Raw genomic sequence first — 13399 nt, forward strand, 5'->3', positions numbered from 1 at the left:
TCTCAAAAGCGCTCTGCCTTTGTTGTCGCGCCAGTTCAGGGTAAAATAGATCTCTATGAACCACTGAGGTACAGGACGCCGTATGCATTGCCCATTCTGTTTCGCCGTAGACACTAAGGTAATTGACTCTCGTCTTGTCGGCGAGGGCTCTTCAGTACGCCGCCGTCGGCAGTGTCTGGTCTGTAACGAACGTTTTACCACTTTTGAAGTGGCAGAACTGGTTATGCCACGCGTTGTAAAAAGCAACGACGTGCGCGAGCCTTTTAATGAAGAGAAGCTGCGCAGCGGCATGCTGAGAGCGCTTGAGAAACGGCCGGTCAGCGCAGATGACGTCGAAATGGCGTTAAACCATATAAAATCACAGCTGCGTGGGACGGGCGAGCGCGAGGTGCCGAGTAAAATGATCGGTAATCTGGTGATGGAGCAACTGAAAAAGCTCGATAAAGTGGCCTACATCCGTTTTGCTTCGGTTTACCGGAGCTTTGAAGATATCAAAGAATTTGGCGAAGAGATTGCTCGCCTACAGGATTAAGCCATGCAGGATGAGTTGTACATGGCGCGAGCGCTGAAGCTGGCCGCGCGTGGACGTTTCACGACCCACCCTAATCCCAACGTGGGCTGTGTCATTGTTAAAGACGGGGAAATCGTCGGTGAAGGATATCATCACCGCGCGGGCGAACCCCATGCCGAGGTCCATGCGCTGCGTATGGCCGGTGTTAAAGCGCAGGGGGCAACCGCCTACGTCACGCTCGAACCGTGCAGTCATCACGGGCGTACGCCGCCGTGCTGCGATGCGCTGATTGCTGCGGGCGTGACGCGTGTTGTTGCCGCGATGCAGGATCCTAACCCGCAGGTGGCGGGGCGTGGACTTTACCGCTTGCAGCAGGCCGGTATTGATGTCAGCCACGGCATGATGATGAACGACGTCGAACAGCTGAATAAAGGTTTTCTCAAGCGGATGCGCACCGGATTTCCGTATGTTCAGCTTAAGCTCGGCGCATCGCTTGACGGCCGTACGGCGATGGCCAGCGGCGAAAGCCAGTGGATAACCTCACCACAGGCACGTCGCGACGTGCAGCGCCTGCGTGCGCAAAGCCATGCTATTTTAACCAGCAGCGCCACGGTGCTGGCTGACGACCCCCAGCTTACCGTCCGTTGGTCGGAGCTTGATGAATCGACCCAGGCGCTGTATCCGCAGGAAAACCTGCGTCAGCCAATCCGCATTGTTCTCGATCGTCAAAACCAGGTCACACCTGAACATCGTATTGTGCAGCAGCCGGGAGAAACCTGGATTGCGCGCAGCAGCGACGATTCGCGTGTCTGGCCGGAGAGCGTCCGCACGCTGAATGTGCCGGAGCATAATGGGAATCTGGATCTGGTAGTGTTGATGATGCAACTGGGCAAGCAGCAAATTAACAGCATTTGGGTTGAGGCAGGCCCAACGCTTGCGGGCGCATTATTGCAGGCCGGGGTGGTGGATGAGCTAATCGTCTATGTTGCGCCTAAACTATTAGGCAGTGACGCGCGAGGATTATGTGTGCTGCCAGGCCTTGAGAAACTGGCCGATGCCCCCCATTTCAAATTCAACGAGATACGCCATGTAGGTCCGGACGTTTGCCTGCATTTAGTGAGCGCATGATCTCCCGGTTCGAAAGGGAAGCAGCGCACAGATTATTATGATAAAATCCGCCCCCCTGCGGGGTCTAGTGAATCCGAAGGAAGAATATGAACATTATTGAAGCTAACGTTGCTACTCCGGACGCTCGCGTCGCCATCACCATTGCGCGTTTCAACAACTTTATCAATGACAGCCTGCTGGAAGGTGCGATCGACGCCCTGAAGCGCATTGGTCAGGTTAAAGATGAAAACATTACCGTCGTTTGGGTTCCAGGCGCGTATGAGCTGCCGCTGGCGGCAGACGCTCTGGCAAAAACCGGTAAATATGACGCGGTGATTGCGCTGGGTACGGTTATCCGTGGCGGTACCGCACACTTCGAATATGTGGCTGGCGGTGCTAGCAATGGCCTGGCGCATGTCGCTCAGGACAGCGGTATTCCGGTAGCCTTCGGTGTTCTGACCACCGAAAGTATTGAACAAGCCATCGAACGTGCTGGCACGAAAGCCGGTAACAAAGGCGCAGAAGCTGCACTGACCGCGCTTGAAATGATTAATGTATTGAAAGCCATTAAGGCCTGATTTTTGTAAGGGGAAATCCGTGAAACCTGCTGCTCGTCGCCGCGCCCGTGAGTGTGCCGTCCAGGCGCTCTACTCCTGGCAGTTGTCCCAGAACGACATCTCCGATGTTGAATACCAGTTCCTGGCGGAACAGGACGTGAAAGATGTCGACGTTCTGTATTTCCGTGAACTGCTGTCCGGGGTGGCGACTAACAGCGCGTACCTGGATGGCCTGATGAAGCCTTACCTGTCTCGTCTGCTGGAAGAGCTGGGTCAGGTAGAAAAAGCCGTACTGCGTATTGCACTGTTTGAATTGTCTAAACGTAGTGATGTGCCGTATAAAGTGGCCATCAACGAAGCGATTGAACTGGCGAAAACCTTCGGTGCCGAAGATAGCCATAAGTTCGTCAACGGCGTACTGGATAAAGCAGCACCTGCGATTCGCCCTAACAAAAAGTGATCGCCAGGCCGGCAGGATGGCGGAATCTATTTCCGCTGCCGCCGGCCTTTTCTTTTTTCCTGCTGAGGCATAACGTATGGCATGTGGCGAATTCTCCCTGATTGCCCGTTATTTTGACCGTGTTAGAAGCTCTCGTCTTGACGTCGAAACCGGCATTGGTGACGATTGTGCACTCCTGAATATCCCTGAAAAACAAACGCTGGCGATCAGTACCGATACGCTGGTGGCAGGCAATCATTTCCTTCCCGATATTGATCCAACGGACCTGGCCTGGAAAGCGCTGGCGGTTAATTTAAGCGATCTGGCGGCGATGGGGGCGGACCCGGCATGGCTGACGCTGGCGCTTACGCTACCTGACGTCGATGAAGCCTGGCTTGAAGCCTTCAGTGATAGCCTGTTTGAACTCCTCAATTACTATGATATGCAGCTGATTGGCGGTGATACCACGCGTGGGCCACTGTCGATGACGTTGGGTATCCATGGCTACGTCCCGGTCGGGCGAGCCTTAAAACGCTCTGGTGCGAAGCCGGGTGACTGGATTTACGTTACCGGTACGCCGGGCGACAGCGCTGCCGGGTTAGCTATTCTGCAAAACCGGTTGCAGGTAACGGATGCCAAAGACGCGGATTATCTGCTTAAGCGTCACCTGCGCCCCACGCCGAGAATTTTACAGGGGCAGGCCCTGCGCGACCTGGCCAGTGCGGCGATCGATCTTTCCGACGGTCTGATTTCCGATCTCGGGCATATCGTTAATGCCAGCGGCTGCGGTGCACGCGTTAATGTCGATGCGTTACCGTATTCCACGGCATTTTCCCGGCACGTTGAGCCGGAGCAGGCGCTGCGCTGGGCGCTCTCAGGTGGTGAAGATTATGAGTTATGCTTTACCGTACCGGAAATAAACCGTGGTGCACTGGACGTCGCGCTGGGGCATCTTGGCGTATCATTTACCTGCATTGGGCAGATGAGTGCGGACGTGGAAGGGATGCACTTTACGCGTGACGGTAAGCCTGTCACGTTTGACTGGAAAGGATATGACCATTTTGCTGCGCCTTAAAAAAGATGTCGCAAAAAGCCGTTTGAGTATGCGTAATCCGTGGCACCTGTTGGCCACCGGATTCGGCAGCGGATTAAGTCCAATTATACCCGGTACAATGGGATCGCTGGCGGCGATCCCATTTTGGTATTTGATGACGTTTCTGCCGTGGCAGCTGTATTCACTGGTCGTCATGCTGGCTATTTGTATCGGTGTCTATCTGTGCCATCAAACGGCGAAAGATATGGGCGTACACGATCACGGCAGTATCGTCTGGGATGAGTTTGTCGGGATGTGGATAACCTTGATGGCTCTGCCGACACTCGACTGGCAGTGGGTCGCCGCCGGATTTGTGATTTTCCGTATTCTGGATATGTGGAAACCCTGGCCTATTCGCTGGTTCGATCGTAACGTACATGGTGGTACGGGGATTATGATCGACGATATTGTGGCGGGGATACTTTCCGCAGGGATCCTCTATTTTATTGGTCATCACTGGCCGATGGGCATTATTTAACCCCTTTTCGGGGCCGTTGTAGGCCGGATAAGCATAGCGCATCCGGCACTGATTGCCCGATGGCGCGGCGCTTATCGGGCCTACAATCTGCAATCGCACAAACGTCAATGATTATTTAAATCCCACCACCGGATGCTGTTTGTACGGCATTTCCAGTTCGGCAATCTGTTCCGGTTTTAGCGTTAAATCGACCGCGTTGAGCAACTCATCCAGCTGTTCTTCGCGCGAGGCGCCAATTATGGGCGCAGCGACGCCCGGTTTGCTCAGCAGCCACGCCAGCGCTACCTGCGCGCGCGAAGCGCCGATTTCTTCACTCACCCCGGTTAACCGTTCCGCTATTGTCGCGTCGTTTTCATCACTCTCGCGGTACAGATTCTTTCCGACTTCATCCGACACGACACGCGCGGTCGTTTCTCCCCAGGGGCGCGTCAGACGTCCCCGTGCAAGTGGGCTCCACGGGATCACCGCCACACCTTCCTGGTAGCACAGCGGCAGCATGTCGCGTTCTTCTTCACGGTAGATAAGGTTGTAGTGATCCTGCATGCTGACAAATTGCGCCCAGCCGTGTTGTTTCTGCAAGGCCAGCGCCTGCGCAAACTGGGAGGCGTGCATCGAAGAGGCGCCGATATAGCGTGCTTTGCCGGACTTCACCACGTCGTTGAGCGCTTCCAGGGTTTCTTCGATAGGCGTGTTGTAATCCCAGCGGTGAATTTGCAGGATATCGACATAGTCCATGCCAAGGCGAGTCAGGCTGTCGTCGATAGAACGCAGGATTTGCGCCCGGGATAACCCTTCCGCTAAATCATCTACCTGGTGAAATACTTTTGTGGCGACCACCACCTCGTCGCGGCGGGCGAAGTCACGCAGGGCACGACCGACAATTTCTTCACTGCTGCCGGCGGAGTAGCTGTTGGCAGTATCAAAAAAGTTAATACCGCCTTCAAGAGCATGTTTGATAATTGGGCGACTGCTTTCTTCCGGCAGCGTCCAGGCGTGGTTGCCGCGATTGGGCTCGCCAAACGTCATGCAGCCCAGACAAAGGCGAGAGACCCGAAGGTCAGTTTTTCCTAAGGTGTTGTATTGCATATTCCGCTCCTGCTTAGCGTGATAATGATTAAGCATAGCAGGAGCGGGGAGGGGATTATGCCAGCCAGGCCTTGATTTTGGCCTCAATGCCGGCGGCATTAAGACCAAGATCGGCGCGCGCTTCGTCCTGCGTCCCCTGAGGGATGAAGAAATCAGGCAGGCCAATGTTCAGCACCGGAACCGGCTTGCGATGTGCCATCAGCACTTCGTTTACGCCGCTGCCCGCGCCGCCCATAATGGCGTTTTCTTCCAGCGTAACCAGCACTTCGTGGCGGGCCGCCATCTCCAGAATCAACGTTTCGTCCAGCGGTTTGACAAAGCGCATATCGACCAGTGTGGCGTTCAGTGATTCCGCAACCTGAGCGGCTTCTGGCATCAGGGTACCGAAGTTAAGGATTGCCAGTTTTGTCCCGTGACGCTTCACGATGCCTTTACCAATAGGTAATTTTTCCAGCGGCGTCAGCTCAACGCCCACTGCATTACCGCGCGGGTAGCGCACCACGGCCGGGCCGTTAGCATAGTGATAACCGGTAAACAGCATCTGGCGGCATTCGTTTTCATCGCTCGGGGTCATAATGACCATCTCCGGGATGCAGCGCAGGAAAGAAAGATCGAACGCGCCCTGGTGGGTTTGTCCATCTGCGCCCACGATCCCCGCGCGATCCACGGCGAACAGGACCGGCAGTTTCTGAATGGCGACATCATGCAGCACCTGATCGTAAGCGCGTTGCAGGAAGGTGGAATAAATAGCGACCACCGGCTTATAGCCGCCAATTGCCAGTCCGGCAGCAAAGGTGACCGCGTGCTGCTCGGCAATCGCCACGTCGAAGTAGCGGTCCGGGAATTTACGCGAAAACTCCACCATACCGGAACCTTCACGCATGGCCGGGGTGATCGCCATTAGCTTGTTATCTTTGGCCGCGGTTTCGCACAGCCAGTCGCCGAAGATTTTGGAGTAGCTAGGCAGGCCGCCGCTGCTTTTTGGCAGACATCCGCTGGACGGATCGAATTTGGGTACCGCATGGAACGTAATTGGGTCTTTTTCCGCAGGCTCATAGCCACGACCTTTTTTGGTCATGATGTGCAGGAACTGCGGGCCTTTCAGGTCGCGCATGTTCTTCAGCGTGGTGATAAGTCCCAGCACGTCGTGACCGTCTACCGGACCGATGTAGTTAAAGCCCAGCTCTTCAAACAGCGTGCCCGGCACCACCATGCCTTTAATGTGTTCTTCAGTGCGTTTCAGTAGTTCTTTAATCGGCGGCACGCCGGAGAAGACCTTCTTCCCGCCTTCCCGCAATGAGGAATACAGTTTGCCGGAGAGCAGCTGCGCCAGGTGGTTGTTCAGCGCGCCGACGTTTTCTGAAATCGACATTTCGTTGTCGTTCAGGATAACCAGCATGTCGGGCTTAATATCGCCCGCGTGGTTCATGGCTTCAAACGCCATACCGGCAGTGATGGCCCCGTCGCCAATCACGCAAACGGTACGGCGCTCTTTGCCTTCTTTCTCGGCGGCAACCGCAATGCCAATACCGGCGCTGATGGAGGTGGAGGAGTGTCCGACGCTTAAAACGTCATACTCGCTCTCGCCGCGCCATGGGAACGGATGCAGGCCACCTTTCTGGCGGATGGTGCCGATTTTATCGCGGCGCCCCGTCAGAATTTTGTGCGGGTACGCCTGGTGTCCCACATCCCAGATGAGCTGGTCAAATGGGGTGTTGTAGACGTAGTGCAGCGCGACGGTCAGTTCCACCGTGCCCAGACCGGAGGCGAAATGCCCGCTGGAACGGCTCACGCTGTCGAGCAAATAGCGGCGCAGTTCGTCGCAAAGCTTGGGCAGGCTCTCTTTTGGCAGCAGTCTTAACTCTTGGGTGGAGTCGACCAGCGCCAGGGTCGGGTATTTGGCTATATCAAAACTCATCGCAAGCTCATTGGATATGTAGGTTTATTTATCACGCTGGATTATGTAGTCCGCTAGCGCTTCCAGTGCCGAGGTATCGAGTGACTGCGCGGCCAGCAGACTGAGCGACTGGCGGGCATCCTCGATTAAATCCCGGGCTTTATTCCGGGCTTGCTCAAGACCCAGAAGTGCAGGATAGGTACTTTTGCCAAGCTGCTGGTCGGCACCCTGACGTTTACCCAATGTTGCAGTATCGCCTACCACATCCAGTATGTCATCCTGAACCTGGAACGCCAGACCAATGCTTTCGGCGTACTTGTCGAGTATCGGCAGGACGTTTCGGCCTTGGTCTCCGGCACTTAATGCCCCCAGACGCACGGCGGCGCGAATCAAGGCCCCGGTTTTATGGCGATGGATTTTCTCCAGCGCCTCCAGCTCAACCTGGAGACCTTCAGCCGCCAGATCCAGCGCCTGACCGCCGCACATGCCGGCAATACCGCTGGCCTGAGCCAGTTCCGAGATCATGGCGATGCGATCACGGTCGGCAACTTCCGGCATCGGGGCGTCGCTGATAATAGAGAACGCCAGCGTTTGCAGCGCATCACCCGCTAAAATCGCATTCGACTCGCCAAACTTAACGTGGCAGGTCGGCAGGCCGCGTCGCAGATCGTCGTCGTCCATCGCGGGTAAATCATCGTGCATCAGCGAATAGGCATGGATGCATTCAACCGCCGCGGCGGGCGCGTCGAGCGTACTCAGGCTGACGCCAAACATCTGGCCGGTCGCGTAGACCAGGAACGGGCGCAGACGTTTACCGCCTAATAATGCGCCATACTGCATGGTCTCGACCACGGGAGTGTTCTGAAAGGGCAGTGGCGCGATAAAACGGCTCAGTGCCTGGTTGGCCTGCTCAACGCAAGCCTGTAGCTGCTGCGTAAAATCCATTTACTCATTATCCGGTGTAAAAGGCGTGAGGGCGGCGTCTTCGGTTTCGGACAGCAGGATTTGCACGCGCTGTTCAGCCTGTTGCAACTTAACTTGTCCCTGACGCGCCAGCTGTACGCCACGTTCGAATTCGTTCAGCGCCTCTTCCAGCGGCAGGTCGCCGCTTTCCAGACGGGTAACAATCTGTTCCAGCTCGCTCAGCGCTGTTTCAAAGCTGGCGGGCGCTTCATTTTTCTTCGGCATAATGAATGTCTGACTCTCAATATTTTCAGCCCAAGCTATGGTAACGGACTTCGGGCAATTATCAAATAATGCGCAATGTGCACAGGAAGCTCGCGTAGTGGTATACTTCCGCGCCTGGATGCAGCCGCAGGTATGGGCTGCTGTATTATTCCCCAATACAAGCCTTTGATGCTTGCCAAAGAACCATTGCCGCCATGAAGTTTATCATTAAATTGTTCCCAGAAATCACCATCAAAAGCCAATCTGTGCGTTTGCGCTTTATAAAAATTCTGACAGGGAACATCCGTAACGTTTTAAAACACTATGATGAAGACCTTGCCGTCGTCCGCCACTGGGACCACGTTGAGGTTCGCGCCAAAGATGAAAACCAGCGTCTGGATATTCGTGACGCGCTGACCCGCATTCCGGGTATCCACCATATTCTCGAAGTGGAAGACGTGCCGTTTACCGATATGCACGATATCTTCGAGAAAGCGCTGGTGCAGTACCGCGATCAACTGGAAGGCAAAACCTTCTGCGTGCGCGTGAAGCGCCGTGGTAAGCATGAGTTTAGCTCTATTGAAGTGGAACGTTATGTTGGCGGTGGGCTGAATCAACATATTGAATCCGCGCGCGTGAAGCTGACCAAGCCTGATGTGACCGTCAATCTTGAAATCGAAAACGACCGACTGCTGCTGGTGAAAGGTCGCTACGAAGGTATTGGCGGCTATCCGATTGGCACCCAGGAAGACGTACTGTCGCTGATTTCCGGCGGTTTTGACTCTGGCGTTTCCAGCTATATGCTGATGCGTCGCGGCTGTCGCGTGCACTACTGCTTCTTTAACCTCGGTGGTGCGGCGCACGAAATCGGTGTTCGTCAGGTGGCGCATTACCTGTGGAACCGCTTCGGGAGTTCGCATCGCGTACGTTTTGTCGCCATCAACTTTGAACCGGTGGTGGGTGAGATCCTCGAGAAAGTTGACGATGGCCAGATGGGCGTGGTCCTCAAGCGTATGATGGTTCGCGCGGCATCTAAAGTGGCCGAGCGCTACGGCGTCCAGGCGCTGGTGACCGGTGAAGCGCTGGGGCAGGTTTCCAGCCAGACGCTGACTAACCTGCGTTTGATTGACAACGTCTCCGACACGCTGATCCTGCGCCCGCTGATCTCGCACGATAAAGAACACATCATTAATCTGGCGCGTGAAATTGGTACCGAAGACTTTGCTCGTACCATGCCGGAATACTGCGGCGTGATCTCAAAAAGCCCGACGGTAAAAGCCATTAAAGCGAAGATCGAAGCCGAAGAAGAAAACTTCGATTTCGCCATCCTCGATAAAGTGGTGGAAGAAGCCAATAATATCGATATCCGCGATATCGCTCAGCAGACCGAGCAGGCCGTGGTGGAAGTTGAAACCGTGAGCGGTTTTGGCCCCAACGACGTGGTTCTGGATATCCGCTCTGTGGATGAACAGGATGATAAGCCGCTGAAAGTGGAAGGCGTGGACGTGGTTTCGCTGCCGTTCTACAAGCTGAGCACCCACTTTGGCGATTTGGACCAGAATAAAACCTGGCTGCTGTGGTGTGAACGCGGTGTGATGAGCCGCCTGCAGGCGCTGTATCTGCGCGAGCAGGGTTTTGCAAACGTGAAGGTGTATCGCCCGTAGTGACTTCTGCCTGATGGCGCTGCGCTTATCAGGCCTACAAACTGTACGTCTTTGTAGGCCTGATAAGGTGTTTACACCGCCATCCGGCAATATCACGATATTATTCAAAACGCACGGGAAGCGTCTTCCCGTTCGATTCCCAGATACCCTGATAGACACCGTCTTTCAATTCCAGCGTCATCTTCTCTTGCGCCTGTTCTGTGTCAGAGGTCTTCAGTTCATAATGTTGATTGTTGGCAGTGTCGCACTTGCCGGTTAATTCAATCGGTGCGCCAAATTTCTGGTAGTAGTAAGCCCCTTCAAAATAATCACCGTATTTGCAGTCCACCTTCAACACAATACGCAGGCTTTTTCCCAGCGTGCCGTACATCACCTTGCCGTCGATGCCGGGCGCGGGCTCAACCGGTGTTGTACCCTTTGCACCAGTCAGATACTGGCCGTATGGCGTGAACTGATTATGCAGTTCTGCGGTCGGGATTTTTGTTGTGAAATCGCCCAGTTCGTCACCCGCGCGGTTGGCGTGGTTGCTACAGCGTCCGTTCAGGAAAGTCAGATGATCTTTTTGCAGGGAGAATTTGTCGATGTAGTACAACCCGTCGGTGTAGGTGGCGCATGAGGCGTAGAAGTCGTCATAGCCCAAATCTTCACCTTCTTCCTCTTTTATTGGCTCCGACTTTTGTGATTTCTGTGCGGCAACAAAGGTATCAATTTGGCTGCGGATATCTTTTCTGATGCGGGTGTTTAATTCGGCCATCGTGGCGCGAGAAAAGAGATCGTTAAGGGTAATTGCCGCGCCATTGGCTAAATCGAAGCTCATCGGCACGTTATACGACTCGCAATAGGCCCCGCAGCCTTCGGCAAACATATTCAGGGTCAGCACGTTGGCGTCGCGATACTCGACCGTGTAGTCAAGGTTGGCGGTGGCATTCATCTCTGATTTCGCAAACTGATTCACTGTCGCCTGCGGGTTATTCCCTGGTAACCGATTGATGAAGCTTGCGAAAATATAATCGTTAATGCGTTTTGCAACCTGCGGGTTATCCGTTGAGGAAAACCATGGCAGGCGATACTGCATTTCAGTGCTGTTGGGATAACGGAACTCAAGGCTCTTAATTTCAAGCTGGGTTGCGGCGGTGGTGCTGGAAAGGAGCAGTAAAACCACTCCGCTCAGATATCCTTTCATAACGGTTCCTTTTAGAGGGAGTGGCCTGAAGTGTTACTCGTAGTAGTTATAAATGCCTGCGGGCATCACCAGTTGTGACGCCACCTCATGGGCTTTTTCGCGCCCCACCAACAGATCGATTATTTTTAACCCGAAATCGATAGACGTCCCTGGTCCCTGGCTGGTCAACAGGTTAACGCGAGGGTCCCATACCACGCGCTTATCCTGCCACTGCCCAGCAGGGATATTATCTTTCAGCGCCGGGAAGCCGGTCATATTGCCGATGGGGAAAATGTCATGCGGAACCAGCACGGTGGCGGCTGTGGCACATATGGCTGCCACAATACGCCCGGAGCGATGAAACTGTTTAACGGTTTCAATTAGCAGCGGGCTGTCGCGAAAACATTCTGCGCCTTTAATACCGCCTGGCAGCACGATAATGTCGTAATCGCCGTCGGCGACTTCAACCAGCGGTGCATCCGCCAGCAACTTGACGCCGCGCGAGCAAACAATCGTCAGGTCGCCATCGCTGGCTACACTGGCGGTTGTCACCTGGATCCCGCCTCGAACCAGCAGATCGATAGTGGTGACCGCTTCGGTCTCTTCACTACCAGGGGCGAGACATACCAGTGCTTGAGCGCTCATATTCACTTTCCTTTCGCTTTACCATTTCAAACAGGTGGGCATTTTCCGGGACGGCGATGCCGTGCGCACGCGCGCGTTTCAACAAATAACCGGTAATGTAATCAATCTCCGTATGGCGCAGAGCACGAATGTCCTGCAGCATGGATGAGATATTTTCTGCCGTACTGTCAATTACTTGCTCAACATAATAGCGTAAATCATCCACGGATGTATGATGACCTTCACGTTCGATAACCGCCGCGACTTCCTCGCATATCAGCGCTATTTTTTCAGGATGCTGGCGTAACTCGCCGTTTTGGCAGTTCCACAGCGCGGTGAGTGGGTTAATGACGCAATTCACCGCCAGCTTACGCCACAGTTCCGCGCGGATGTTGTCGTGCCAGGCAACGTCCGGCAGCACCTCTTGCAGGATTTCCGCCAGGTAGCTGAAATCGCCATCCTGTTCACGCGCCGGGCCGATGCGCGTTGTTCCTTTCGCCACATGGATTATGACGTTGCCATCACGGCGAGCGGCCTGCGTGGTGGTGCCTATCAACAGCGGTTGCGTAATGCTTTGCAGCTCATCAATGGTGCCCATTCCGTTGTGAATCAACAGAATTGGGGTGGTCTTTGGCAGAATAGTTGCCAGGCTTTTTACCGCATCAGAAACCTGCCAGGCTTTCAGCGTCACCAGTAACAGATCGCTTTTTGCCAAAAAGTCGGGATCGTTTGCCGTCAGGGATTCATTAAAAACTGACCCATCCGTGTCAATCAAATTCACGCTGCAATAAGGTTGTGGCACGCGTAGCCACCCTTGAACCTCATGTCCATGTTTGCATAGCGCGGTAAGCCAAAGCTGCCCTAAGGCTCCGCATCCCAGTACGGTAATTCTCATTCATCCTCCTCACCTGCAACAGCACCAGGTGCTAATCCATATCGTCTGCATCCCATTATTGTTCGCCGCTACCATTGGCACGTACAATTAGGGGATACAGCCTAGTATAGCGCTGTCTGTTGAGTAACTTTGCAGGTATTATGCTTCGCATCAAAAACGAAGGGAGAGGAAAAGATGCCATCTTTCGATATTGTCTCTGAAGTTGATCTTCAGGAAGCGCGTAATGCGGTCGATAATGCGAGCCGCGAAGTGGAGTCACGCTTTGATTTTCGTGGCGTTGAAGCCACTTTTGAGCTGAATGAAGCCAATAAGACCATTAAGGTGCTGAGCGAGTCTGATTTCCAGGTTAATCAGTTGCTGGATATTTTGCGCGCCAAGCTGCTGAAGCGCGGGATTGAAGGGACGTCGCTGGACGTACCAGAAACCTTTATTCACAGCGGAAAAACCTGGTTTGTGGAAGCGAAGCTGAAGCAGGGCATTGAAAGCGCGGTACAGAAGAAAATCGTCAAGCTGATTAAAGACAGCAAACTGAAGGTGCAGGCGCAAATTCAGGGCGAAGAAATTCGTGTAACCGGCAAGGCACGTGACGATCTGCAATCCGTCATGGCGCTGGTGCGCGGCGGCGATCTCGGCCAGCCGTTCCAGTTCAAGAACTTCCGCGATTAAGTTCTTATGCCGGATGGCGCCACGCTTATCAGGCCTACAGATAGCACACGCTA

General features: G+C 54.3%; 15 protein-coding genes. 8 read left to right on the plus strand and 7 right to left on the minus strand.

Features of this window, described 5'->3' with window-relative positions:
• The first annotated feature begins 82 nt into the window (after positions 1-82).
• From nrdR to pgpA, 6 genes are all read left to right on the plus strand, one after another.
• The gene (gene nrdR / locus QNN86_RS14830) at positions 83-532 is read left to right on the plus strand and encodes a transcriptional regulator NrdR (protein ID WP_096758088.1); all 450 of its coding nucleotides are present in this window, start codon (positions 83-85) and stop codon (positions 530-532) included.
• A gap of 3 nt (positions 533-535) precedes the next feature.
• On the plus strand, positions 536-1639 hold the full coding sequence (gene ribD / locus QNN86_RS14835) for a bifunctional diaminohydroxyphosphoribosylaminopyrimidine deaminase/5-amino-6-(5-phosphoribosylamino)uracil reductase RibD (RefSeq protein ID WP_414211469.1): 1104 nt from the start codon (positions 536-538) through the stop codon (positions 1637-1639).
• A gap of 86 nt (positions 1640-1725) precedes the next feature.
• On the plus strand, positions 1726-2196 hold the full coding sequence (gene ribE, locus QNN86_RS14840; RefSeq protein ID WP_003021575.1) for a 6,7-dimethyl-8-ribityllumazine synthase: 471 nt from the start codon (positions 1726-1728) through the stop codon (positions 2194-2196).
• Between the two features lie 19 nt (positions 2197-2215).
• Positions 2216-2635 carry a transcription antitermination factor NusB gene (gene nusB, locus QNN86_RS14845; protein ID WP_096758086.1) on the plus strand — a complete coding sequence of 140 codons (420 nt, stop codon included), beginning with the start codon at positions 2216-2218 and terminating at the stop codon, positions 2633-2635.
• Positions 2636-2711: 76 nt separating this feature from the next.
• Positions 2712-3689 (plus strand): thiamine-phosphate kinase, encoded by a 978-nt coding sequence (gene thiL / locus QNN86_RS14850; RefSeq protein WP_181618797.1) that lies wholly within the window; start codon positions 2712-2714, stop codon positions 3687-3689.
• Positions 3667-4185, plus strand: a complete 519-nt coding sequence (gene pgpA / locus QNN86_RS14855) for a phosphatidylglycerophosphatase A (protein ID WP_414211472.1) — start codon at positions 3667-3669, stop codon at positions 4183-4185. The genes thiL and pgpA overlap by 23 nt, the downstream gene beginning before the upstream one ends.
• A gap of 111 nt (positions 4186-4296) precedes the next feature.
• Here pgpA and QNN86_RS14860 read toward each other — a convergent pair whose 3' ends face one another.
• The 4 genes from QNN86_RS14860 to xseB are packed head-to-tail and all read right to left on the minus strand — an operon-like array spanning position 4297 to position 8356.
• Entirely contained in the window at positions 4297-5271 is a 975-nt protein-coding gene (locus QNN86_RS14860) for an aldo/keto reductase (RefSeq protein ID WP_181618799.1), read from the minus strand.
• A gap of 55 nt (positions 5272-5326) precedes the next feature.
• Complete coding sequence (gene dxs / locus QNN86_RS14865; RefSeq protein WP_181618800.1) at positions 5327-7189, minus strand: 1-deoxy-D-xylulose-5-phosphate synthase; 1863 nt, start codon at positions 7187-7189, stop codon at positions 5327-5329.
• 24 nt (positions 7190-7213) lie between these two features.
• A complete protein-coding gene (gene ispA / locus QNN86_RS14870; RefSeq protein WP_414211475.1) occupies positions 7214-8113 on the minus strand; it encodes a (2E,6E)-farnesyl diphosphate synthase in 900 nt (299 codons plus the stop codon).
• Positions 8114-8356 carry an exodeoxyribonuclease VII small subunit gene (gene xseB / locus QNN86_RS14875; protein WP_096759458.1) on the minus strand — a complete coding sequence of 81 codons (243 nt, stop codon included), beginning with the start codon at positions 8354-8356 and terminating at the stop codon, positions 8114-8116. It lies immediately after the preceding gene.
• Positions 8357-8550: 194 nt separating this feature from the next.
• Between xseB and thiI the strand changes: the two genes are divergently transcribed.
• Positions 8551-9999 (plus strand): tRNA uracil 4-sulfurtransferase ThiI, encoded by a 1449-nt coding sequence (thiI, locus tag QNN86_RS14880; protein WP_414211476.1) that lies wholly within the window; start codon positions 8551-8553, stop codon positions 9997-9999.
• Between the two features lie 100 nt (positions 10000-10099).
• Here thiI and QNN86_RS14885 read toward each other — a convergent pair whose 3' ends face one another.
• From QNN86_RS14885 to panE, 3 genes are read right to left on the minus strand one after another with little or no spacing between them, the layout of a single operon-like run.
• The gene (locus QNN86_RS14885) at positions 10100-11182 is read right to left on the minus strand and encodes a hypothetical protein (protein ID WP_414211478.1); all 1083 of its coding nucleotides are present in this window, start codon (positions 11180-11182) and stop codon (positions 10100-10102) included.
• A 33-nt stretch (positions 11183-11215) separates the two neighbouring features.
• Positions 11216-11806, minus strand: coding sequence for a protein deglycase YajL (gene yajL, locus QNN86_RS14890; protein WP_182270310.1), 591 nt, complete (start codon positions 11804-11806; stop codon positions 11216-11218).
• Positions 11769-12680 (minus strand): 2-dehydropantoate 2-reductase, encoded by a 912-nt coding sequence (panE, locus tag QNN86_RS14895; protein WP_414211480.1) that lies wholly within the window; start codon positions 12678-12680, stop codon positions 11769-11771. Before panE ends, yajL begins: the two co-directional genes overlap by 38 nt.
• Positions 12681-12854: 174 nt before the next feature.
• On the opposite strand from panE, the gene QNN86_RS14900 reads away from it, so the two are divergent.
• Positions 12855-13346 carry a YajQ family cyclic di-GMP-binding protein gene (locus QNN86_RS14900; protein ID WP_182270309.1) on the plus strand — a complete coding sequence of 164 codons (492 nt, stop codon included), beginning with the start codon at positions 12855-12857 and terminating at the stop codon, positions 13344-13346.
• Positions 13347-13399 lie beyond the last annotated feature (53 nt).

The organism is Citrobacter sp. C348 (assembly GCF_047467975.1).
Lineage (GTDB): Bacteria > Pseudomonadota > Gammaproteobacteria > Enterobacterales > Enterobacteriaceae > Citrobacter > Citrobacter gillenii.

Bases quoted from the DNA above. Each gene is read 5' to 3' on its own strand.
- nrdR (WP_096758088.1), top strand. From the start codon at position 83: ATGCATTGCCCATTCTGTTTCGCCGTAGACACTAAGGTAATTGACTCT.
- ribD (WP_414211469.1), top strand. From the start codon at position 536: ATGCAGGATGAGTTGTACATGGCGCGAGCGCTGAAGCTGGCCGCGCGT.
- ribE (WP_003021575.1), top strand. From the start codon at position 1,726: ATGAACATTATTGAAGCTAACGTTGCTACTCCGGACGCTCGCGTCGCC.
- thiL (WP_181618797.1), top strand. From the start codon at position 2,712: ATGGCATGTGGCGAATTCTCCCTGATTGCCCGTTATTTTGACCGTGTT.
- pgpA (WP_414211472.1), top strand. From the start codon at position 3,667: ATGACCATTTTGCTGCGCCTTAAAAAAGATGTCGCAAAAAGCCGTTTG.
- QNN86_RS14860 (WP_181618799.1), bottom strand. From the start codon at position 5,271: ATGCAATACAACACCTTAGGAAAAACTGACCTTCGGGTCTCTCGCCTT.
- dxs (WP_181618800.1), bottom strand. From the start codon at position 7,189: ATGAGTTTTGATATAGCCAAATACCCGACCCTGGCGCTGGTCGACTCC.
- ispA (WP_414211475.1), bottom strand. From the start codon at position 8,113: ATGGATTTTACGCAGCAGCTACAGGCTTGCGTTGAGCAGGCCAACCAG.
- xseB (WP_096759458.1), bottom strand. From the start codon at position 8,356: ATGCCGAAGAAAAATGAAGCGCCCGCCAGCTTTGAAACAGCGCTGAGC.
- thiI (WP_414211476.1), top strand. From the start codon at position 8,551: ATGAAGTTTATCATTAAATTGTTCCCAGAAATCACCATCAAAAGCCAA.
- QNN86_RS14885 (WP_414211478.1), bottom strand. From the start codon at position 11,182: ATGAAAGGATATCTGAGCGGAGTGGTTTTACTGCTCCTTTCCAGCACC.
- yajL (WP_182270310.1), bottom strand. From the start codon at position 11,806: ATGAGCGCTCAAGCACTGGTATGTCTCGCCCCTGGTAGTGAAGAGACC.
- panE (WP_414211480.1), bottom strand. From the start codon at position 12,680: ATGAGAATTACCGTACTGGGATGCGGAGCCTTAGGGCAGCTTTGGCTT.
- QNN86_RS14900 (WP_182270309.1), top strand. From the start codon at position 12,855: ATGCCATCTTTCGATATTGTCTCTGAAGTTGATCTTCAGGAAGCGCGT.